Consider the following 22238-nt stretch of genomic DNA (forward strand, 5'->3'; position numbering starts at 1 on the left):
TTAATTACATGATAAAAAGGCGTGATTTGAGGCTCTATCAATTTCCGTCTTGAGATTGTCATTGGCTTTACCATAAGCAACTTGAAGCTTAAGTGTAGTTACTCATGGTTAATGTGCAAGGATATGGCTGTCCTTTATTTTTTTCTTATTTTTTTCATCTAAAGCGGGTCGGACTTGTTCAATACTTAAATAGGTGTCAGCGGCGTGACACATATCCTTTATCTATTAACTACGCTTCAAATTAATAATGATAGCGACAGGAGATTACTGTCAAATGAGCATCATTAACTGCGTACACTAATCGGTTGGTGTCATCAATTCTACGTGACCAAAAACCTGCCAAATTTTCTTTCAATGGTTCAGGCTTACCAATACCGTCGAAGGGAGAACGCTTCGCATCAGTAATTAATCTATTGATGCGTTTCAGCGTTTTATTATCCTGACCTTGCCAATACAAGTAATCATTCCAAGCATTGTCAGTCCAAGCTAACATTCGACTCATTCAAGTAAACCTCTTTCCGTTACTTGACCGGCATTGTATTGAGCAATTGATTTGTTTAGATGAGCGGCATTAGCTGGAGAACGAGATAAATAAATCGTTTCCATTAGGCTATTATAATAATCCATAGACATTACAACGGCATCTTCAGAATCTCGACGAGTAATAACAGTGCAGTCAGCATCATTAACTACGCCATCAAGAACTGATTTAAGACCATTTCGAGCTTCAGTAAAAGAAACTATACGCATAATTACCTCTTTGTTGAGTTGTACTTAATATTGAACAAGTCTAACTCACTAAAACTGAAATGTACAATATATTGCACAGGTAACAAAGAGGCGGTTAGCGCCGCATTAAAGTGGAATCGGCACTTATCTATACTTTAAGCGAAGCGAAAACGGTAAGCGTTACAAATCACTCTTAAATGCTTTATTGAACGAAACCGCCTAATGCGTTAACTACTGATGATCTCAAGTGATACTTTGCTCAATTGATTAAAATCCATTCATGGAGCACCGTCAGAATTGATCGTAATGGATTGCAAAAGTTATGGGTATCCTATGTTTTTCATCGTCGTGTTGATGCATTTATTATGTTTTAATTAACTTATCAATTTCATTTGGGTTTGATAGATATAACTGAATTGTCTCGTAATTATCTAAACCATGATTGCTAAGTCCAATATCCTCACGTAAAGATTTATAAAGTGCATCAACTGCTCTAAACATATCTTCAGAATTATCTTCAAACACACGCCTAAAATTTAAAAATGCAATTATCACCTTAGGTCCACCCCATAAAAGGATTCCATTTTGAAATTTCTCAAACTCATCAAGTATTTTTTGAGGTTTAGGCATTTGTTTATTGTTATTTTTATTCTGACCTTGGAAAAAAGAAGACACTAATTTTAAAAAATCATTATATATCTCTACTTTTTTAGCCCTATGTGCCTCCTCGATTTCTCTTTCTCGAATTTTCTCTTGGACAACCAACTCTCTACTTTTAGTTTTTGAATGATTAATAAGTGCAAGTACAATTCCAGTAGTTAATGCCGAGAAAGCTGAAATCACTGCTACAATAATTTTTACATTAGATCCTTTCAGTGCTGCTGAAAATAACTCAATGAAAGACCAAAAAAACAAACCAATAGCTCCGCCTAAAATATATGGGAAAAACACATGAAATAATGACTGATTTTTTTTCAAAGAAACCTCCAGTTAGATTTTAAAATATAACAACTTATTATATTAACAACTTGCCCGAATTTGTTCTTTGAACATGCGCCCGTATTTATCTTTTCATAATATAAAAAGTATTATAAATCAGATACATTTTTAGTTATTGATCCCGATAACCATCACAAAATCGGGCACTTACCTTTTAGTTTTTGGTTTTTGGTTTTTGGTTTTTGGTTTTTGGTTTTTCTACTAATAGTCATCACAATGCAAAAGATCTAAAACTTCAATATCGATATTATTTAATATTTCAACACGCTGAAAGTAGATTCCCTATCGCCCTCGCGGGCATTCACTGTAGGGAATGACGATGGATGGTTCGCATTTATTGTTGGCAAGGATGTCGGGGGGAAGTTTGGTCGTCACAGTATAAAATAGCTGGGATATTTATATTTACTGTGCTACTGAGCATTAAAAACGTCAGCGAAAATAGTAATTCTACAACGCGCTAATAGCAGATTCCCTATCGCCCTCGCGGGCATTCACTGTAGGGAATGACGGTGGGTGGTTCGCATTTATTGTAGGCAAGGATGTCGGGGGGAAGTTTGGTCGTCACAATAGAAAATAGCAGGAATATTTATATTTACTGTACTACTGGGCATTAAAGATGTCAGCGGAAATAGTCACTCTACAACGCGCTGACAGTAGATTCCCTATCTCGTTCGTAACCGCAACGTCAGGTGGTTTGTATTCACTGTAGGGAATGACGGTGGATGGTTCGCATTCATTGTAGGCAAGAAATATCGGGGGAAGTTTGGTCGTCATAGTAGAAAAATGATGGGAAAGTTAAGCAATGACGGAATAGCAGCCATAAAAAAAGAGGCGCTGATAATCAGCGCCTCTTCATTAAATATTATTGAGTAGTGATACTACCGAATTGTAACCTTATTTTTTAAGGTCAAAACGGTCAGCGTTCATTACTTTAACCCATGCATTGATAAAGTCATTAGTGAACTTATCTTCAGCATCAGCACAAGCATATACTTCAGCGATTGCACGTAGTTGAGAGTTAGAACCAAATACTAAGTCAACACGTGTTGCCATCCACTTCTGCTCGCCAGTCTTACGATCAGTACCTGCGAAGATATCTTGGTCAACAGAAGTTGGTTTCCATACTGTTGCCATATCTAGTAAGTTTACAAAGAAATCATTAGTTAATGTTTCTTTACGGTCAGTGAACACACCGAACTCACTACGTTGGTAGTTGGTATCAAGAACACGCATACCACCGATTAGTACTGTCATTTCAGGTGCTGTTAGAGTTAGTAACTGTGCGCGGTCAAGTAGCAATTCTTCCATTGCAACTGTGTATTTTGCTTTTTCAAAGTTACGGAAGCCATCAGCGATAGGCTCAAGAACAGAGAAAGAATCTACATCAGTTTGTGCTTGTGTTGCGTCAGCACGACCAGGTGTAAACGGTACAGATACATCATTACCTGCTTTTCTAGCAGCCATTTCAATACCAACACCACCAGCAAGTACGATTAAGTCAGCTAGAGACACTTCTTTTGCGAAGTTTGCCTTAATGCTTTCAAGTACAGTTAATACTTTATCAAGTTGAGCTGGTTCGTTCACTTCCCAATCTTTTTGAGGCGCTAAACGAACACGTGCACCGTTAGCACCACCACGCATATCAGAACCACGGAATGTAGATGCTGATGCCCATGCTGTAGATACTAATTCGTGTACAGATAAGCCAGATTCTTCGATTTCAGTTTTTAATGCTGCAATGTCTGCATCATTAACAACATCATATTCAACTGCAGGAATCAGATCTTGCCAGATGAACTCTTGTGTTGGAATTTCAGAACCCAAGTAACGAGCACGAGGACCCATATCACGGTGAGTTAGTTTGAACCAAGCGCGAGCAAATGCTGCTGCGAATTGTTCTGGGTGCTCGTAAAAACGACGTGAAATTTCAGCATAAACAGGATCAACACGTAGTGAAATATCTGTTGTTAGCATTGTGCCGCGGTGCTTGCCTTCACCAAATGCATCTGGGTATTCATCACGACCATCTTTAGCGATCCATTGGTGTGCGCCAGCTGGGCTCTTCTCTAGTTCCCACTCATGGCTAAATAAGCTATGGAAGAAACCATTACTCCACTGTGTTGGCGTTGTAGTCCAAGTTACTTCTAAGCCACTTGAAATAGTATCAGCAGCATTACCACAACCGTAGCTTGATGCCCAACCGAAACCTTGTTCTTCAATAGCAGCCGCTTCTGGTTCAGCGCCAACTTGAGCTGCATCACCAGCACCGTGAGTCTTACCAAATGTATGGCCACCAGCAATTAACGCTACAGTTTCTTCATCATCCATTGCCATACGCGCAAATGTTTGACGGATATCATCAGCTGCAAGTAGTGGATCGGGGTTACCATCTGGACCTTCTGGGTTTACGTAGATTAGACCCATTTGAACTGCTGCTAATGGATTCTCTAGCTCACGTACAGCGTCATCTTTGTCGTAACGAGTATCATCAGCTAACCATGTTTTTTCTTTACCCCAATAAACATCTAGCTCAGGTTCCCAGATATCAACACGACCACCGGCAAAACCGATTGTTTCAAAGCCCATTGATTCTAGAGCAACGTTACCCGTTAGGATAATTAAGTCAGCCCAAGAGATTTTATTGCCGTATTTTTGCTTGATAGGCCAAATTAGACGACGTGCTTTATCAAGGTTAACGTTATCAGGCCAGCTGTTTAGAGGCGCAAAACGTTGGTTACCAGTATTTGCACCGCCACGACCATCAGAAGTACGGTAAGTACCAGCACTGTGCCAAGCCATACGAACAAAGAAAGGACCATAATGACCAAAGTCTGCAGGCCACCAATCTTGAGAATCAGTCATTAAATCACGAAGATCTTGCTTAACCGCTTCTAGATTTAATGTTTTAAATGCTGCTGCATAATCGAAATCTTCACCCATTGGGTTTGATTTAATATTATGTTGGTGAAGTAAACCTAATTTTAGTTGGTTTGGCCACCACTCGCTTGGAGAGGTACCATTACCTGGGTTAATTGATGGATTAACCGTTTGTGTATGATTAAATGGGCACTTTGACATTATTATTATCCTAATTGTTTGTATGATTATTGATAATCATTAAATATCATATTGTGTATAAACATAGCCTAATCAAATAATATAGTAACGTTATTTTTGTGGGTAAATTTAAAATCTAATAACCTATTTTTATCCACTGATATTAGCAGCTCGTTTATTCGTTAGAGCTAATCTATAACACTAAAAGAAAGAAAGATAATATTAGTTTTCTATCAGTTCAATAGATCATAGTTATCAAAGATAGGTCCTCTATCGGATTTAAAAATTTCATCGCCAATACATGAAGAGCTTAGGTAAACTAACATCTTATAATTAATGATGTTTTTAGTTCACGTACCACAAAATAGCATTGATATTTGGAAGAAAGATCTATTATTTATAATAATTTAAGGATAACAATGAAAAAGGCTTGGCTTACAATCGTAGCGTGTTTATGTACAGTGTCATGTTCAACATCATCATCAACATCTAATTGTATTTATAATTGTGCGCCATCAACGAACATTGAAAACAATAATAATAACAACAATAATAATTTCGGTGCACTAACTGAATCCCAACGCCAAGCATTACTTAACTACCTTGAAACCCAAGTAAAAAAACAATGGGGTGATGATGATTATCTACAAGCAGGCAAACATCACTATGTAAAATACTTTGATGGTTATCGTACTCGATCACATATCGATTTTGATACTGGCAAAATTTATGTTTCAACGGTAACCCAACATGCGCCGCAGCATACGCTTAAAAAAGCCATAGAAGAAACATTATTAATGCCTGCAGATCCATCACAAGTTGATCTCTTTAGTGATAAATCTATTCCTCTTAATGGTAAGCCTTTTTTATTAGGCCAGGTAAAAGATCACCAAAATCAAAATATTCAATGGCCTTGGCGTGCGGGTCAATATGCTGATCTTATTCGTCAAGCAGCCAAGCGTTACGATATTGATGAAGATCTTATTTATGCCATCGTAAAGACAGAAAGTAGTTTTAACCCTTATGCCGTCAGTCATGCAGGAGCTTATGGATTAATGCAGGTTATTCCTAAAACGGCAGGTGCCGATGTATTTAATCTAGTAAAAAATAAACCAGGGATTCCAACCAAAGAATACTTATTTGATCCAGCTAATAATATAGATACTGGTACCGCGTATTTTTATATTTTAAAAAATCGTTACTTAAAAGAAGTTCAACACCCCACAACAAAACATTACACCATGATTTCAGCTTATAACGGTGGCACAGGTGGAGTGCTGGCAACCTTTGACGCCGATAGAAAACAAGCGATGGCGGATCTTAACCAGTTACAACCAAATCAAGTTTACTGGGCATTAACCAATAAACACCCCAAAGCAGAAGCGCGACGCTACTTAGAGAAAGTTCTCAATTTTCAAAAAGAGTTTGAAGCAATATAACGGATAGAAAATGACATAACGATAACAATAAACTTCTTGTTAATATATGCTTTATAGATATATATCTTGATGTTAAGTATTCAAGGAAGCAATATGACCATTCTATTAGTACTATTTATTTTATCTTCGCTCGCACTGATTATTTCACTGCGCTTATGCCGATTTAACGATAGTTCGAACGAACAATCAGTCAATACCACACCAGTGTCACCACAACTGACCTCAGAACAAAAACAACAACAAATATCGGAACAATTATTATAATCAAAGTTAAACACACACAATACTCAAGTGTGTGTTTATATAACTTCTCAGTTTCAGCACTACATTATAATTTTAACTTAGCCAAATTCAGCAATTGCAGATCGAATATAGCCTTTATTTTGCTGCAAAAGTACTTTAGCCGTATCACTATCAACACCTGTTAATATCATCACAATTGCTGTTTTACAATGCCCACCACATGCATCTAAAGCAGCCTCTGCTTGCTTACGATCACATTCCGTCGCTTGTATCACAATTTGTTTTTGGCGTTCAACCAGTTTGGCGTTAGTCGCTTCAACATCTACCATTAAATTGCCATAAATTTTACCAATGCGAATCATAGCGCCGGTTGTGAGCATATTAAGTACTAACTTTTGTGCTGTGCCCGCTTTCATACGTGACGAGCCCGTTACTACTTCAGCGCCGACAACAGGTGTGATCACAATATCAGCAGCTGCCGTCATTGGACTTTGAGGATTACAACTTACACAAGCGACAGTCGCCCCTACAGAACGCGCATACGCCATTGCCCCTAATACATACGGCGTACGTCCACTGGCAGCAATACCAACAAGTATATCTTTGGCAGAGAAATTGATCGCTTTTAAATCTTCAGCGCCCATTTCAACGTTATCTTCTGCATTTTCAACTGCTTTTAAAATCGCTTGATGACCACCAGCAATTAAACCCACCACTTGCTCTGGTACACTACCATATGTAGGCGGGCACTCACTTGCATCAAGAATACCTAATCGACCAGAGGTACCTGCACCAATATAAATTAACCGCCCACCTTGTGAAAAAGCAGTGGCTATTACATCTACTGCTTGAGCGATCGCGGGTAATGTTTGCTCAACAGCAAATGCGACCTTCTTATCTTCATTATTGATAACTTTTAGCATCTCTAATGTCGATAATGTATCTATCGCTTCGCTAGCATTATTGCGACTTTCAGTAACTAATTTCGTTAAATCAATTTGCATGGTAACTCTCTAAAATCAATAACATTAGTGATAGCATAACGTATTCATGTAGCGATTAAATAATAATTTCACAATCAAGCGACTGCGATCCGTCGACCAATAACAGCAGATTAAAGACAAAATCATCATACTTTTATTTACCGCTATCGATTATGCTAACAGCATCACCTAGATACCAACTAAACCTATGACGATTCTTGCTAATATTGCCAACATCAAATTACAGTTATCACCTAGCGCCCAAAAAATTGCAGCGTTAATCTTACAACACCCAAAATCCGTGGTAACGCTATCATCGCAACAACTCGCACGGCAAGCCAATGTAGGGCAATCAAGCATCGTTAAATTTACCCAAAAATTGGGTTTTAAAGGTTTTCCTGCTTTCAAAATGGCAATGATTGAAGAATTAGATCGTCAACAGGCCATTGGTAGCGATCCTTTGCAATTACATAACCAAATCAACGGTAGTGATACCTCAATTACTATCGCACAAAAATTAGCACATCAAAAAACAGATGCTATCATTGAAACAACCAATGCGATTGATACTCTATCTTTTGAAAAAATTGTGGATTTATTTACTAACGCACAACGTATTCAGTTAATCGGTTTAGGTGATGCAGTAGGGATTACGAAAGATTTTAGTACCAAATTACTCACTCTAGGAATGGCGGTGATTGCAGAACAAGATCCCTCACTTCAAATCATCATCACCCGCACACTACAATCAAGTGATATGCTATGTATCATTGGTGAAGAGATCTACCAACCAGAGATAATTCAAGCGACACATCAGGCAACAGCGAAAGGCGTACCATTAGTTACCTTAACCTCCCACGACTCCAGCACATTGCGACAGCTTGCACAATTTACACTGGATACCTTAGCAGTAAAGACATCAATGTGTAGTCATACTCAAAAATACAATTATTCAATTGCATTACAAGCAGCCCAACAGACCTTAACCGATCTCTTATTTATGACTCTCGCACAACAATCACTTAAAAATAATCCACCACATAAAAGTAATGGTATTTAAGCTCAGCATTTCAATGTTTTTTGCTAAAAACGCGAAAGTTATGCATTTATAATCATTAAAATACGAAAAAAGAATGGAACCACAGGCATTGCAGAATGTCACACTGTATAATGGCTTTCATAAATAACGCTCCAGCGATAACAAAAATAAAAGTAAAACACCTTTTTTACGGATAACTACAGCTGGATTTATCTTCTATGACTACGGATAGAAACTGAATAAGTAATGACTCAAGAGACCCCCAAACCAACCCCAATCGCCCACAAAAAAAAGACCGTAAAAAAAGTGGCTTTATGGGCAATAATCGCATTCTTAGCGCCCATCATCACCGTATCTGGCGTATTAGCTTATGGCGTTAAACTTGATCTCAGTTCACATCGAAACGAAATTAACCAATGGCTAACCAAAACCCTTGATAGAAAAACGGAGATCAAAGGTCATATGGCTGTCACCCTGTCATTTAACCCTGAGATTGAATTAAGTGATGTTACCATTGCGAATTTAAAATCAGTGCCATGGCAGCCAATGCTAAAATCAGGCTATATTGCTGCCAAGATTTCAGTATTGCCGTTATTACAAAATACTCTCAAAATTGACTATATTAACCTTAAAGATATCTCATTAAACTTACTTCGAGACCAACAAGATAATGAAAATTGGTTGTTTAATCAAACAGCTACATCACCAAAAACCACTAAATCATCACTTAAATTAATCTTAAGTAATAACATTACCGCTGACAAAATTCGTCTTAACTATGAAGACCAAGTTAAAGAAACGTATTACAGCAGCTATCTTGATCACCTTGCACTAACCAAACCGGATAAATGGTTATTGGTCGCTAAAGGCAATGCTATCGGCAGTGAATATAACCTCTCACTGACGGGAGATTTACAAAAACTGATCAATAATCAGCATGGCCAATTATTTGCCAAAGGCAGCTTTGCGGGTGCTGAAATCGATATTGATGCCAACATAACCCCATTCAGTAGTGATGATGATTCAACGGCTAATATCAGTTTACAGTGGAAGAATACTAACCAAATTTCAAACCTCTTGGATCTTGATTTAAAGCATGTTGCTCCTTTATCGATAACCACAGAACTCAGTGCATCTAATAAAGGTATTGCCCTTGAAAATATTCAAGTGCACAGCCCTATTACTTCAGCTGAAGGCCATATTAATGTTCGTTTTGCGCAAAATGCGCAACAGTTAAACATTATTGATGGCAAATTAGATATTCCCGAGATTGATCTTCGTCCGTGGTTACAACCGCAGCCACAAATGATGCGTGGTATGATGTACGCCGCAGCACCACAACAATCACCACTACAAAAAGCACTAGATCAATGGTTGGTAAAAACGCGTACTCACTTCGGCTTAAGCATAGGTGAAATCAAAGGTCTCGGTACGCCCGTTAACGCGATTTCACTTAACATTGATGGTGAAAAAGGCAAATTATCTGCACCAATGGCAGCCAATATTGCTGATGTCGCTTTTAAAGGAAATATCCATATTAATGCGACGCAATGGACATCAAAGGTTGATGTTACGTTAGGTGCTAAAGATTCACCATTAGGCGAAATGGCAGGTTGGATTTCAGGCTTACCCAATGCAACCGGACACCTTAAAGATGCACAACTGGAACTCACAACAGAAGGTACCAAATTACAACAATGGGTAGATAACAGTCAGCTAGGGCTTACTATCAACCATGCCAATGTCAATTGGGGTGCTAAAGCGTCATTTGCCATTGATAAAGCACAATTAAACTCAGGGATGGCACTGCCGTTTAGCTCAAATATTAGCGGTAAAATTATGAATGTTCCGGTTAAAATTGCAGCCAAAGCAGGAACATTAGCTGATATTATTAATCATCGAACTTGGTCACCATCATTGCACTTCTCAAGCCCAGCTTTAGATGTGAAAGCACAAGGTAAGTTAGTCAATACAGACTGGCAACAAGGCAGTTGGTTTGATATTAACGTTCACAGTAATGACGTTGGAAAGCTAAGTCCATGGCTCGGTACTCGTGAGACCATGCACGGAAAACTTAATTTCAAAGGTAAGCTAACCAATAACGGTCAATGGCTAGATCTTGATATTCCTGATATCACACTACTGAACAGCCAAGGTAAATTAAATTTACAGTGGCAATCGTTACGCAATCAGCCATTTTTAAAATTAAAGAGCCAATTCAATACGCTTGATTTTACTCAATTAAGCCAGTTTATTAATAAGACTAGCTTGCCTAAAGTAGAACAAACAGTACCCACCCAAGGCGTTAACCTTGATGTGCCTATTCTAAGTAATAAAATTATCATTACTGATGCCGATGTGAATTTACGTGTTAATAAAATGCTGTGGGCACAACAGCAAGTTGATGATATGGCATTTAAAGGGCAAGTCCGTAACGGTAAACTCAGTACATCACCGTTTAGTGCGCGTTATGCGGGCAGTGTTTATGAAGGTGATATTGCCTTTGATATAAACAATCAAACCATTAATTCACAGCTACATTTAGCGGTAAAAAAACCTGATATTGGCCGAATTTTACAGAAATTTAATGTCGTTAATAATCTTGGTATGAGCTTAGATAGTGCCAAACTTGCCGTCTCATTATCAGGTCGAACACTGTTAGAGCTAATGGAGCAGGCAAAGATTGATGCTCAACTCAATGGTGGTAAATTAAGACTCTCAGATAGTTATACAGGCAAAGCATTTAATATCGCATTAAACCAAGGCCGCTTTATTACAGGGCCTAATACGGCAACTCATCTTACCCTTGATGGGCAAGCAGCCAATAAACCCATAGCAATCACGCTTGATTCTGTATCATTGAAGCAAGCCAATGATGGTCGTAAGTCAATTCCAGTCAAACTAAATGCCAATGTTGGTGACATTAAGTTTGATGCTCAGTCACAAGTTGTGTTGCCGATTGATCCTAAAAAATTGAATCTAACCTTTGAGGCAACGACACCAAACTTAAACCGCTTTGATGGCTTTACAGGCATAAAATTACCGCCTTATGGGCCAATAAAAGTTGCCGCATCGTTATCAATGGATAATGTCGGCTACCATCTGCGAGACATGTTGATCAAGGTTGGTAGCAGCACACTTAAAGGCCGTGGTGACTTCTTACCCCCACTCAAAGGTGATAGTCGTCATCGTCCTAATATTAAATTAGTGCTTGATGCTCCTTTTATTCAAATCAACGATTTCAAGCTCAAAAACTGGCAAGCATGGTTACCTGCAAACAAAAAAACCAATAAGCTTACCGTTAAAGATCAACCCGTGAATATCATTAGCCCACGAGGGTTAAATTTATTCAATGCAGATTTTAAACTAAATGTAGGCAATGTACGTTCGGGTAAAGATTGGCTAGGCGCAGGTAAATTGGATTGGACCTTACATAATGGTCTATTAACGTTAAAACCGTTACACATTCAATTACCTGGAGGTGATATTAATATTGATGGTTCAGTGGCACCTAAAGGTAATAAATTTGCCATCAAACTCAATGGACTGGTGAAAAATTTTGATTATGGCATTATCGCTCGGCGCCTTGATCCAACCACAAATATGCACGGTAAAATCAGTGCTAAATTTGATTTAAGCAGTGTTGCTAATACACCTGAAAGCTTAATGAATAATGCCAATGGCTTTATTGGCTTTTCAGCATGGCCTAAAGCTTATCAAGCTAACTTAATTGATCTATGGGCGGTTAGTTTGGCTGATGCAGTATTGCCTAGCTTTACTACCAAAGATAACTCAGTACTCAACTGTATTGCTGGCGGATTTAATATTCATAACGGCAATATGAAACAACGTGACTTATTACTTGATACCTCACGTATTCAAGTACATGGTGCATTTGATGCTAGCTATAAGAAACGTGACTTTAACTTGTATTTATCGCCACGATCTAAAAGAGCACAAATATTTAGCCTTCAAACCCCTGTTGAAGTGCATGGTACGTTTGAGAAGTTTAATCTTAAAATACCACTCTCTGCCATTTTTGAAACGTCAATACGGTTTACAACCAGCCCTGTCGTAGCTCCATTACAATGGCTGTTTGAAAAACCGATTGCAGCCAATGGCAGTGCTGAATGTCAACGAATTTGGCAAGCACAATAGTTTGTTAATATAGCAAAATACTTAACTTTAAAAGATGGATTTAAAATCCATCTTTTATTGTTTTATTGTTTTATTGTTTTAAAATAAAGAATCACCACCTTGGCTATGATGTAATAAAGACATCAATTTTGTTGTTATTACATCATCCGCATCAACAAGGTTATTATGAATTCAAAACTCGACAATGTACTACTTAATATCGCGCTTAATCTCAGTGCGAATCTTGCTAATAAACAGCACTATCAGCATCTTATTGATGGAATCGATCAAGTTTTCCCTTGTGATGCCAGTGCATTATTTATACTGGATAAACAAGGTTTATTAACCCCTGTCGCCGTTAAAGGTCTGTCTCCAGCCGTATTAGGACGCCGATTTTATCCTCAAGCACACCCACGTTTAGAAGCCATTATGGCCAGTAAACAACCGGTTCGTTTTAATGCCGACTCACCATTACCCGATCCTTTTGACGGTATTTTACTTAATGAACAACAAACTATTGATATTCATGACTGTTTAGGCTGTAGCTTATATGTTGAAGGACAATTGGTTGGTGTCTTAACATTGGATTCATTAACCGTTGGTGCATTTGATGATATTGAAACCGTCGCCATTGAAACCTTTGCAGCTTTAGCGGCGGCTACATTACGTAATATCGCCCAATTTAATGCACTGAAAGATCAAAATAAAAAGCAAAAATCACTCACAAATACACTGATCCAACAAGCACGCTCACAGCAAGGTGAAATGGTTGGCATTAGCCCTGTGATGCAACGGCTACGTACCAATATTGCCACCGTCGCAAAGTCTGATTATGCGGTATTGATCAGCGGTGAAACAGGCACAGGCAAAGAGCTGGTAGCTCATGAAATTCACGCTCAATCTGCACGTGCAGATACGCCAATGATTTATGTTAACTGCGCCGCACTACCCGAAGGACTCGCCGAAAGTGAACTGTTTGGTCATGTAAAAGGAGCATTCACCGGTGCAAATAGCCATCGCGCTGGTAAATTTGAATTAGCTGATGGCGGAACCCTATTTTTAGATGAAATTGGCGAGTTACCGCTACTTTTACAAGCAAAATTATTACGCGTGATCCAGCAAGGTGAACTGCAACGGGTTGGTAGTGACCAACATTTACACGTTAATGTACGGATTATCGCCGCAACTAACCGACAATTAGAGACAGAAGTCGAACTTGGTCACTTTCGTGCCGATTTATATCACCGCCTTAATGTCTTTCCTATCTTTGTGCCTTCCCTACGTGAACGTCATGATGATATTCCCGTACTCGCTGGTTATTTACTTGAAAAAGTGCGCCATCAATTTAATATCCCTAATCTACATATTCATCCAAAAGTATTAAGTATGCTTGAAGCGAAGTCATGGCCGGGTAATATTCGTGAATTAGAACATACACTTACCCGAGCAGCATTACGTGCCATACAAGATGAACAAAAGACCATAACTAATCAATATTTTGATTTACCACCAACCACTGATGTTAAAAACACATCGCGATTTTTCCCTGAACAATCACAACCAATGCGGCAATTAGTTGAAGATTATCAAAAACAGTTAATTGAACACACGCTTGAAAAAACAAACAAAAATTGGTCAAAATCGGCAGAATTTTTACAAATGGATCGCGGTAATCTCTACCGAATGGGGAAAAAATTAGGTATTAAATAACAACGCCACCAAACCAACGATGTCATATTCACAACGGTTATGATGTATTTATAACATCACTAACAAATAAAAAGCCAAACAAATCAATTAAAAACAACAACATAAAAAGTGGCGCGGTTAATGCTATATAGCGAGGAGATAATATTTATAATTAGATAATCAAACGCTGGAGCTTTTTCATGTTTTGTATTCAATGTGAACAGACAATAGAAACACCGATTAAAAAAGGCTGTTCTTACACCGCGGGGATGTGTGGTAAAACAGCTGAAATTTCAGATCTACAAGATGTGTTAGTTTATACCTTGCAAGGGGTATCATACTGGGCGGATCTTGCACAAAAGTTTGATATTGTTGATAATGAAATTAACCATTGGGCACCACGTGCATTCTTCTCAACTTTAACCAATGTTAACTTTGACCGTGATCGCATTCTAGCGTTAACAAATCTTGCTGCAAGTTATAAGGCACGTTTAACACAAGCTGTAACAGCAGCAATGACACTTGCACAACAGCCATTACCGACCCTACCCGCAGTGGCTGTATTTGAATTACCCGATAATATTGATGCTATCTTAGCGTTGGCGCCACAAGTTGCCGTTAACCGCGGTTATGAAACCATCAGTGAAGATGTGATTGGCTTACGTTTGTTATGTCTATATGGTCTAAAAGGCGCTGCGGCTTATATGGAGCATGCGCGTGTATTAGAGCAAACTGATAATGCTATTTACACACAATACCACCACATCATGGGCTGGTTAGGTACAGATCCTACTGATCTAAATGCATTACTTGAGTGTTCAATGGAAATTGGGCTAATGAACTACAAAGTAATGGAAATGCTTGATTTAGGCGAAACCAATACTTTTGGTCATCCAGAGCCTAGCCAAGTTAACGTTAAGTCAATTCAAGGCAAATGTATTTTAGTTTCAGGTCATGACTTGCACGATCTTGAAAAAATCCTGCAACAAACTGAAGGCAAAAATATTAACGTTTACACCAATGGTGAAATGTTACCAGCTCACAGTTACCCTGAACTGAAAAAATATCCTCACTTAGTCGGTAACTACGGTAGTGCTTGGCAGAACCAACAGATTGAATTTGCCAATTTCCCTGGCGCCATTGTTATGACATCAAACTGCCTAATTAACCCTAATGTAGGTCAATATGCAGATCGTATCTTTACACGTAGCATCGTAGCATGGCCTGGTGTGGCGCATATTGAAGGTGATGATTTCACTAAAGTTATTGATTGTGCATTAGCATTAGATGGCTTTCAGCACACTGAAATCGAACATATGATCACGGTTGGCTTTGGTCGTAATGCGCTAATGGCAGCCGCTCCTGCTGTTATTGATCAAGTTAAACAAGGTAATATTAGTCACTTCTTCCTTGTTGGTGGTTGTGACGGTGATAAAGCAGAACGTAGTTACTTTACTGATTTTGCAGCACAAGTTCCTCAAGATTCACTAATCTTAACCTTAGCTTGTGGTAAGTATCGCTTTAATAAAAATAACTTTGGCGACATTAACGGTATTCCACGTTTACTCGATGTAGGCCAATGTAATGATGCTTATTCAGCAATTCAGTTAGCCCTCGCATTAGCGAAAGAGTTCGATTGTGGTATTAACGAATTACCACTGACATTAGTGTTATCTTGGTTTGAGCAAAAAGCGATTGTGATTCTACTGACCTTGTTTGCACTAGGCGTTAAAGGTATTTATACCGGTCCAACAGCGCCTGCATTTTTAACCGATAACCTGCTGGCTATTATTGCTGAAAAATTCGATATGCGTCCGATCTCAACCCCTGAGGCAGATCTTAAAACTATCTTAGGCGCGTAATCTTACACGTATAGTATTGACGTATAACATTATTGCCCCTGTTGTTTATATAAATAATAGGGGCTTTATTTATTCATTCATTTCGATTTTTTATAGGCATGATAATGTTAGAAAAATGGCACAATCACCAACCAGAAACCTTTGTTTGTATTAATAAATGGCAACAAACACCAGACACTGTAACCATCGAATTACAGCCTCAGGTTGGTGCCAAAGCCATTGATTTTAAACCGGGACAATTTGTAAGTTTAGGCATTCATATTGGTGATGAATTACTTTTTCGAGCCTATTCCATTAGTTCAACACCGCTGCAATCAACCTTAGAACTCACGATTAAACGGGTGGATGGCGGCAAAGTATCAACTTACCTTGTTAACACTCTGACCATTGGCGATAAAGTACAATTATTAAAGCCAACAGGAGAATTTAACTGTGTTGATCACCCGCCAGAAAATCAAAGTGTATTATTGATCAGTGCAGGTTGCGGCATTACCCCTGTCTATTCCATGGCAAAATATTGGCTTGAACATAACGCGAATATTGATATTTGCTTTATTCATGTTGCCAAAAGCGCCCCACAGACACTCTTTTTAGATCAACTGATTCAATTAGATCATGATCATCATCACTTCAATTTACAGTTACTCTTAAAAGATAAAGCAAACACAGAGTTTCACCAAGGTCGATTAGATAAAATATGGCTAGAACAGCTTACGCCTAACTTACATCAACGAACGGTTTATTTATGCGGCCCTGAAGGGTTTATGGAAGATGTCAGTCAATATTTACAACAACTTGAATTTAATATGGCGCAATTTTTTCAAGAAAGCTTTACACCTATTGCCGCACCAGTCGCTGAAGTAACCACGCTAACTGCAGAAACAGCCACAACCGAATTAACCTTAACTGTTCCTGCTTTTGGCAAAACAGTAACGGTTAATCATGGTGATAACTTAGCAACCGCACTTGAAAATGCAGGGCTGCCAATTCTTGTTGCTTGTCGCAGTGGCGTTTGTGGCTCATGTCGTTGTAAAGTGACACCAAACAGCGTCAACTCCAGTAGTGATATGACATTAACAGCTGCAGATATTGAACAAGGCTATGTTCTTGCTTGTTCATCAACCTTACTTGATAGCACTGACGTGAGTTTTTAGTAATAGCGAGTACCGCTAAATAAAAACCCGCATATTCGCTCTCTATTTAATCGTAAAAATAGAGAGTAAAGGCAGGTTTTTTATTATCTGATGACGACTAATATTAAGTCTATATTAATAAATAACTGATATTTATATAGATAATTTAATCAATAAATTAAATATATCTACAACTCAAATCCGTAATTAAATCAAAATAGAACTCACTAGAATAATAAGCCACTTTAATATTGAAAAACCTTCCTAAAATTGGCTTCTATTTTAGAGCTAACGTTCTATCTATCTTTAAATCTAATTACGATAGATAAAATCAGCAGTTTTATATCCTTTTTTCTACCCAAGTATTTAAATATGCTTACACCTGAGTTGAATGACCAACTTCTTTTGCATCATGCTGCTTAGCAAAATGAGCTAATTGATTAAAGTCTTTAGGCTGCCAAATCTGTTTCTTTTTAAGCTCTGTCGGTAACAACTCAAACTGTTTTTCTTGATCGGCAGAGTGAAGATAAAAATCCGCCCATTGGTCACTACTATCACCATTACTTAATTGCGTCGTTAGTTGCTCTTGCTCACCATCTACGACACCATTTGGTCGTAAATCAAGATGTAATCTGTAGTCTCGTTTTAATACAACCCATTTTTGTGGTAATCGTTTAGAACTGTCCCACCACTTTCCATCCAGTGAAGCTATTGTTTGTTTTGACTTTTCTACAGAAAAAATCTCTAACGCAATTAATTTTGCTTTTAAATTTTGAGTAAATATCTGAGAAAATACATGTTTAGAAATGGATGGCTGCTGCTGTAATATATTCTTTGCAACTTTAGCACCCAACATATTTGAATAGAGATCTTCTGGTGAAAATGCAGATGCTAATTCGGAAAAACCACTGATAGATTCAAAACCAAACCACTGTGCAATTTCATGCCATTGCGCTAATCGAAAAGCCATCAATCCTGCAAGCTCAACACTGATTTTCTGACGCTCTTGAGCCGATAAATGATGCGTATCTTTTTTCGGTAGATAGATATGGCGCGAACGCAATTCAGGCGTTAGTACAATACTCGTACCAGAGCCAAGTTTTGAATGGATTTTTTGATATAGGAAAAAGGTAAAATCAGCCGTATCTCGTACATGAGCAATATCGATAGCACCTCCTTTTTGCGTATAGACGATACCATTATTCTCCTTTCCCATCCCTAATAAGCTACTTAATACACCTTGTGAACCATCGTTGTAGACGTGAGCACCTAAGTCCTCAATACCTAAAATGTTATCAATAGAGAAAAATGGAACAGGAATTCCACCAACTTCAGCCTTCAGGTCTTTACCAAAAGCGCAGCAAGGGCGCACACCCACAGGGGCATCCATTGCATTTACAGAACCTACAAGTAAAAGAAGACTTCCACTAAACATGAGTTTTATACTTTTTATCATGCTATTAGCCATTAAAATGCTTCATTAATATTGAAATAAAATCCATTGCTACTCTTGCCAAGGGCATAGTCTATTCGAACATTAATGCGAGGTTTAAAAGTAAAACGGTAACCAATCCCTGCTGATGGTAGCCAAGAATCTGAAAACAACTCACTGCTTTTGGTAGCAATATTGCCGCCGCCAATCCAAGTCACCATACCATGTCGATAATTAAAACGATGCCTCAACTCTATTTGGCTAGAAAGCTGATAACGATCTCGATATTGCCCAGTATAATATCCGCGCATACGATCATCATTACCCATCTCAGCATAACCATACCAAGGGATATCGCCATCAACCTTCTGGCCGTAAAGATCCCAAGCGAGCACATCAGTCTCAGTTATTTCAACATATTGACGATAATTGATCGTCAGGCGTTGGTAATTTTGATCAGAGCCTAAGCTTTTTCGGTAATTTACCCACTCAGCAAACAAAAGCATGCCATGATATGGATTAGGCTCAAAATCTCGGCTGTCATATTCAAACGTGGTGCTGATACCACTACTTCTTTGATTTTCTAATTGATATGAGGTTAATAAATCACTATCAATTTTTTGTTTCGCGTAGCTTTGGAAATTCCACCCCAAAGTCACATAGATATGCGGTAAAAACTGATATGAGACTTTCGGAGCAACTTTAAAAATGCGTCCTTGATATTCACTTTTATTACGATTATCTTCAGCCGCTTTTTTTCCAATACCCCAATAGTATTGCGGAGAATAGCTAATCCACACATCACCAAGTAAGCGTAATCTATCGTGATTTAAATAGGTTCGATTCTCAAGCCCTAACCCATATGAACCCGTTGAAGATATATAAGATTTGATCGCTAATGTTGAATAAGGTGTTGCCTCCCCCCAATCAGAAGGAGCATACAAACCAACAGCAGCAATGCCAAATCCAATGCCTTGCTCAGGATTCGAAAAAGGACCAGGAAGCACGCCCCAATCAATCCCTTGTGAAACATCTATTGTGTCACTAGATCCCAATTTAGTTAGGAAATCATCAATCCAGTCACCTTGCTGACTATCATCGGCAGCATACAGGTATGAGCTATTGATAATGATTAAAGAGGATAATAAAAGTGTTTTCACCAGTAAACATCTCCTCAATAGCGAAAATCAATAGAAACAAAAGCACTCTGGCGGTCACCAAACCCGAATTCAGCTAACAGATTTAAATTTGGATTGATTTGATATTGAGCCCCCATAATAGGATTCCAATCTGTAGTTAAGTGTTGGTCAATGTGAAACTTACCATCTTTCACGATCGAATTTAGTGCACTTGGTAAACCCAATTCACTTAATTTCCCCGATAATGATTGCTCTATATTTTGATACATCGCACCGCCCCATAAACGAAGAGGGACACCGAACTTATGGAAATCATAACCAACACGTGGGCTAATCACCCAAGCATCAATATTACCATCAATAATAGTGAGTTGGGTTTGAGTATAACTGATATCAATTAAGCCAAACCAGTTTTCATACCCGCCAACTAAAACAATACCCCCGCCATAAAGATAACCTTCAAGATCAAGCGAAAAGTTATCAATTCGACCTTTTATTTTATGATCAGGTCGTCCAGGTAATAGCGGCTTAACCGAAACTACATAGTTTACAGAGATCTCAGATTTTCCTTTCATTTTCCCCGCAAGAGCATAAACATTAAGAAATGGAAATAGCCACACATCAGCACGAAGTGTCACTACCTCACTGGTTTGTTTACCTTTTTCTGTTTGCATATCGATATCGCGAACGAAGCTAGGTAAATGCAGTCCACTTAAACCAATACTATCAACTTGAATCCCTTGCTCTAGCGACATATAGCTTAAATTAAAGCCAATCGGTTTAGGTAATTCATAACCAAGTGCTTCTGCTTTTTCTTTCCAAATCGGTAAAGAAAAAGATTGGGCAAATGTACAAGAAGAAACAACTAAACCACACAGTAAAAAAACAAGACGAAATTGCATATTAAAACCACGAAAAAGAGAGAATAAAAGGAAATGAAGAATATTGTATCTTGTACAATTTAAAAATGAAAATATAACTATACATTATCTTCTAATTATTCTTATAGAGAGAACATATATATATGACAATTCTTTTATATCAATAACATAATAATATTTAAATTTAAAAATATTATTAAACACGATATGCTCTATTTAATTGTTATAGTTAAACGATTAGCAATAGTTCGATATATTGTAAACTTATATTTTCCCGTGACGGTAAATAATAACTAAGATAGATCGTAAAAATAAGAGAATACTTATATCGGGAAAGAGGGATAAATTATTATGTCAAGATAAAACCGATTTTTATTAGATAAACGCCAGACTTTGGTAATGTTAAAAACACGCGAAAAGAAATGTATAATACAATCAGAAAAGCACATTATTCGTTAAATTTGTAAGTTCTATTGCCAATTTGATTATTAGTTCTGAGCTAGTACAGCTGAAGATATATTTAATATATGAGTCTAAATTACCACCGCAGTCAGAAAGGTTATAATTACTAGCTGAATATCGGTGGTAATCAAGTTTTATTGTTGATTACTCACAGATTAAGATTAGATCTCTTTCATCGCTGACACGACAGATGGATCATTAATCAAATTAAACAATAGACTCTTAGCCGCAGTTCTCTGAGCATCGGATAACACTTTTTTAGGGTTTTCTCGCGATTGAATCAGAATATTTGTAATGAATTTGCTGTTTGTGCCTGACAACTCATAGACAAAACGTAGCGTATCAAGCAATTCAGCTTGCGGTAAACTATAAACAGCCATTTCACAGCTAAGGCCATCCATCGCAAGGAAGTTATTTACTACCGCCTTACGCTCAACCTTAAAGATTTCTTTTGCTTTAAACCCATCAATAAGTGCTTGCACTCTTTCAGCGATAGCAACAGGTACTTCCATTGTTTTAGTTTCATAAGTCATTATTGCTTCCCCTGTTTTTGTTCATTTCTTTTATTAATATACTCTTTGTATATCCCATAAGCACGAACGATTATGAATACTCCAAATCATAGTGCCATATTAGGCTTTGTTCTAAAAACTAGCACACAAAATCAATCAAAAATTCATACAAACAACCATTGTTTTACTATTTTATAATGGCCTTTTTAAAAAAAAAGGGAAAAAGGTGTGTACATCAGCACCACACCTGCTATTATCCATCTCGCTCTGTTGTTTAAGAGTTATTAAATGCAGCACCAAGTAACAGTTAAACTAAAAGCTACAGTGACGTTTTCGTTTTGTATCTCTGTGTTTCCCTTGTATTGGCAGTAACATTAATAATTTAACCACGTAGCACATCGCATTTTAGCGGTTAATTAATCTCAACTAATAAGGGACATCACATGTCTAATCAAACAACTGGTCTAGTAAAATGGTTTAACGAAGAGAAAGGTTTTGGTTT

General features: G+C 37.9%; 16 protein-coding genes. 7 read left to right on the plus strand and 9 right to left on the minus strand.

The genetic code is table 11. The features are described 5' to 3' along the window. Positions 1 to 241 precede the first annotated feature (241 nt). The 4 genes from Q0V26_RS15945 to katG form a co-directional block, all read right to left on the minus strand. Positions 242 to 502: a Txe/YoeB family addiction module toxin gene (locus Q0V26_RS15945; protein WP_297483667.1), complete on the minus strand. Its 261-nt coding sequence runs from the start codon at positions 500 to 502 to the stop codon at positions 242 to 244. Further along, a complete protein-coding gene (locus tag Q0V26_RS15950; protein WP_101768858.1) occupies positions 499 to 750 on the minus strand; it encodes a type II toxin-antitoxin system prevent-host-death family antitoxin in 252 nt (83 codons plus the stop codon). The genes Q0V26_RS15945 and Q0V26_RS15950 overlap by 4 nt, the downstream gene beginning before the upstream one ends. A gap of 342 nt (positions 751 to 1092) precedes the next feature. After that, a complete protein-coding gene (locus Q0V26_RS15955; protein ID WP_297483671.1) occupies positions 1093 to 1707 on the minus strand; it encodes a hypothetical protein in 615 nt (204 codons plus the stop codon). 915 nt (positions 1708 to 2622) lie between these two features. Beyond that, on the minus strand, positions 2623 to 4806 hold the full coding sequence (gene katG, locus Q0V26_RS15960) for a catalase/peroxidase HPI (protein WP_297483673.1): 2184 nt from the start codon (positions 4804 to 4806) through the stop codon (positions 2623 to 2625). A 398-nt stretch (positions 4807 to 5204) separates the two neighbouring features. Here katG and Q0V26_RS15965 point away from each other — a divergent pair, with 398 nt between their 5' ends. Together Q0V26_RS15965 and Q0V26_RS15970 are read left to right on the plus strand one after the other, a co-directional pair. Next, positions 5205 to 6224 (plus strand): murein transglycosylase domain-containing protein, encoded by a 1020-nt coding sequence (locus Q0V26_RS15965; protein WP_297483675.1) that lies wholly within the window; start codon positions 5205 to 5207, stop codon positions 6222 to 6224. 93 nt (positions 6225 to 6317) lie between these two features. Next, positions 6318 to 6488: a hypothetical protein gene (locus tag Q0V26_RS15970; RefSeq protein WP_297483677.1), complete on the plus strand. Its 171-nt coding sequence runs from the start codon at positions 6318 to 6320 to the stop codon at positions 6486 to 6488. Positions 6489 to 6565: 77 nt separating this feature from the next. On the opposite strand, the gene murQ is transcribed toward Q0V26_RS15970, so the two are convergent. Beyond that, positions 6566 to 7471 (minus strand): N-acetylmuramic acid 6-phosphate etherase, encoded by a 906-nt coding sequence (gene murQ, locus Q0V26_RS15975; RefSeq protein WP_297483679.1) that lies wholly within the window; start codon positions 7469 to 7471, stop codon positions 6566 to 6568. Between the two features lie 187 nt (positions 7472 to 7658). Between murQ and Q0V26_RS15980 the strand changes: the two genes are divergently transcribed. The 5 genes from Q0V26_RS15980 to Q0V26_RS16000 all read left to right on the plus strand — a co-directional run bounded on the left by Q0V26_RS15980 (position 7659) and on the right by Q0V26_RS16000 (position 17331). Then, positions 7659 to 8510 carry a MurR/RpiR family transcriptional regulator gene (locus tag Q0V26_RS15980; protein WP_297483681.1) on the plus strand — a complete coding sequence of 284 codons (852 nt, stop codon included), beginning with the start codon at positions 7659 to 7661 and terminating at the stop codon, positions 8508 to 8510. Positions 8511 to 8735: 225 nt separating this feature from the next. Continuing rightward, positions 8736 to 12647 (plus strand): AsmA family protein, encoded by a 3912-nt coding sequence (locus Q0V26_RS15985; RefSeq protein WP_297483683.1) that lies wholly within the window; start codon positions 8736 to 8738, stop codon positions 12645 to 12647. A gap of 165 nt (positions 12648 to 12812) precedes the next feature. Then, on the plus strand, positions 12813 to 14336 hold the full coding sequence (gene norR, locus Q0V26_RS15990) for a nitric oxide reductase transcriptional regulator NorR (protein ID WP_297483685.1): 1524 nt from the start codon (positions 12813 to 12815) through the stop codon (positions 14334 to 14336). 179 nt (positions 14337 to 14515) lie between these two features. Further along, the gene (gene hcp / locus Q0V26_RS15995; protein WP_297483687.1) at positions 14516 to 16177 is read left to right on the plus strand and encodes a hydroxylamine reductase; all 1662 of its coding nucleotides are present in this window, start codon (positions 14516 to 14518) and stop codon (positions 16175 to 16177) included. Between the two features lie 104 nt (positions 16178 to 16281). After that, positions 16282 to 17331: a hybrid-cluster NAD(P)-dependent oxidoreductase gene (locus Q0V26_RS16000; protein WP_297483689.1), complete on the plus strand. Its 1050-nt coding sequence runs from the start codon at positions 16282 to 16284 to the stop codon at positions 17329 to 17331. 355 nt (positions 17332 to 17686) lie between these two features. Here the strand turns inward: Q0V26_RS16000 and Q0V26_RS16005 are convergent, their stop codons facing one another. From Q0V26_RS16005 to Q0V26_RS16020, 4 genes are all read right to left on the minus strand, one after another. After that, a complete protein-coding gene (locus tag Q0V26_RS16005) occupies positions 17687 to 18766 on the minus strand; it encodes a DUF4056 domain-containing protein (RefSeq protein ID WP_297483691.1) in 1080 nt (359 codons plus the stop codon). Positions 18767 to 18777: 11 nt separating this feature from the next. Then, positions 18778 to 19902, minus strand: a complete 1125-nt coding sequence (locus tag Q0V26_RS16010) for a BamA/TamA family outer membrane protein (protein ID WP_297483693.1) — start codon at positions 19900 to 19902, stop codon at positions 18778 to 18780. Positions 19903 to 19916: 14 nt separating this feature from the next. After that, a complete protein-coding gene (locus Q0V26_RS16015; RefSeq protein WP_297483695.1) occupies positions 19917 to 20783 on the minus strand; it encodes a TonB-dependent receptor in 867 nt (288 codons plus the stop codon). A gap of 602 nt (positions 20784 to 21385) precedes the next feature. Next, entirely contained in the window at positions 21386 to 21757 is a 372-nt protein-coding gene (locus Q0V26_RS16020; RefSeq protein ID WP_297483697.1) for a hypothetical protein, read from the minus strand. Positions 21758 to 22238 lie beyond the last annotated feature (481 nt).

It is taken from the genome of uncultured Photobacterium sp. (assembly GCF_947039875.1).
Taxonomy (GTDB): Bacteria; Pseudomonadota; Gammaproteobacteria; order Enterobacterales; family Vibrionaceae; genus Photobacterium.